This window comes from Thauera phenylacetica B4P (assembly GCF_000310225.1).
GTDB lineage: Bacteria > Pseudomonadota > Gammaproteobacteria > Burkholderiales > Rhodocyclaceae > Thauera > Thauera phenylacetica.
The window spans coordinates 1-1,685 of record NZ_AMXF01000430.1 but is presented as its reverse complement, the minus strand read 5'-3'; the positions used below and the strand labels follow the sequence as shown (position 1 = coordinate 1,685).

Here is a 1,685-nt window from a genome sequence, read left to right as displayed (position 1 = left end):
CTCAGAGCCTGAGAAGCATTTGATTTCCGCAAGCCGAGTAACCGACATGCGACGAGACCCAGTGGCCTGCGATGCGCAGGTGCTGTGGGGTGTTCGAGGCCCAGCCAAGCGTCTGTGAGGGCAGATCCGGGGTTTTCAGGCGGCGGGTTTTCATTTCAGGCACCTCTTATGCCAGCGCTGCGGCGATTTTGGACGCACCGCTACCTCGACCGAGCATCTGCGGCGCGATCTTGGCCATGCGCATCAAGTTGTGCGCCAGCGCGTACAGGTAGGCCACCGCTCGAACCTTGCCCAGCCCGCGCACAGGCATGCGCTGCAGTCCGCGGTTGCGCGCCAGTGCGTTGACGCACTCGGCCGTGGCCGCGCGTTGCTTGTACACATCCTTGATCTCGTCGCCGGCCATGCGCGCACGCCACTGCGCCACCGGCTCGGAGTCCCCTTCCTTGCGCCGGTACTTGTCCGGCGGCGGGCGGGCGTCGTCGTCGCGCTTGTCTGCCTTGCGCCTGGGCTCGGGCACCGGGGCGATGACCTCGGTCTGGCCTTTCGTGTGCGCATGCACCGCCTCAATCTGCTCGTGCGCGGGAAAGCCCCCATCGACCAGCCATTGCCCGGGTACGGTGCCCGTGCGCTCGATGACCTGCTCGAGCATCGGCGCCATCTGCGCCATGTCGCTGCCGGTGTTGCTCACCTCCACCCCGACGATGACCTGGTCCTCGCACGTTGTGGCCAGTTGTACGTTGAACGCTGGCCGGTAGCCGCCGTCGCCCATCTTCATCACCCGCGCGTCGGCATCCGTGGTGCTGGCTCGTGCCTGCTCGGGCTTTTCACCGTTGCGCCGCTTGGCCGCCTGCACCTGCGGCAGTTGCTCCAGCGCGGCGCGGATGCACTCCTCGCGCTGCTGCGCGGCACGCTCGCGCGCAGCCTGCGCCCGGCGGCTGGCCGCTGCCGGATCGGCCGCGGCGCGTTTCTTGATGTCATCGACCAACTCGCCGGCCTCGGCCAAGTGCTGCTCGAGGCTGGCCTGCCGCCGAAACGACGCTGCGCCCGCATCGGCACGCACGCGCATGCCGTCCTGCGCCACGCGCTCCAGGCTGATCGCCCCAGCCGAGGCCAGCGCAGCGACATTGGCCGTGAGCACTTCGTCCATCAAGCTCTCGTTGCCTGAGCGAAAGTCGTTGAGCGCGTGGTAATTCACCGACACGCCACCGCAGATCCAGCGGTAGGCGTCGCTCTCGCGCGTGAGACGGGCAATCTCCCGGCCGCTGCCCACCGCATCGAGCGTGGCGTACAGCCACAGCGCGAACAGGATCCGCGGGTCGATCGCCGACCGTCCGGCGTTGCTGCCACGGGCCTTGATCGATTCGATCAACCGGCTCAGGTCCTGCCGCTCGACGTAGCCCCACACCAGCCGAGCCCGGTGATCCTCACCCAGCAGCGACTCCAGGTCCGAGGCGCGCAGTTCGATCTGCCCGCGGTTGGGCTGCAGCAACCGCGGCGGGCCTTGCCGGCGTGAAGCCGCCCGCGCCTGCTTCGCCGCGATCACCTGTTGTTCCTCGACAGCCGGCAGCTCATCGAACAGGCTGGCCGGCGATCCGTTATGACGTTCGGTCTCGTTCATGTCTCGGAGCATGCCAGTCCCAGCACAAACAGGCGAGATTGGAGAAAAACTCTCACGCTCTCAGCCG

General features: G+C 67.5%; 1 protein-coding gene. It reads right to left on the bottom strand.

All coding sequences use genetic code 11. The features are described from left to right. Window positions 1-166: 166 nt before the first annotated feature. Window positions 167-1,618, bottom strand: a complete 1,452-nt coding sequence (locus C667_RS22755; protein ID WP_004359038.1) for an IS1182-like element ISThph1 family transposase — start codon at window positions 1,616-1,618, stop codon at window positions 167-169. Window positions 1,619-1,685: the final 67 nt, after the last annotated feature.

What these genes read in the sequence shown, in the direction of transcription:
- C667_RS22755 (WP_004359038.1), bottom strand. Translation starts at nt 1,618, where the DNA reads ATGAACGAGACCGAACGTCATAACGGATCGCCGGCCAGCCTGTTCGAT.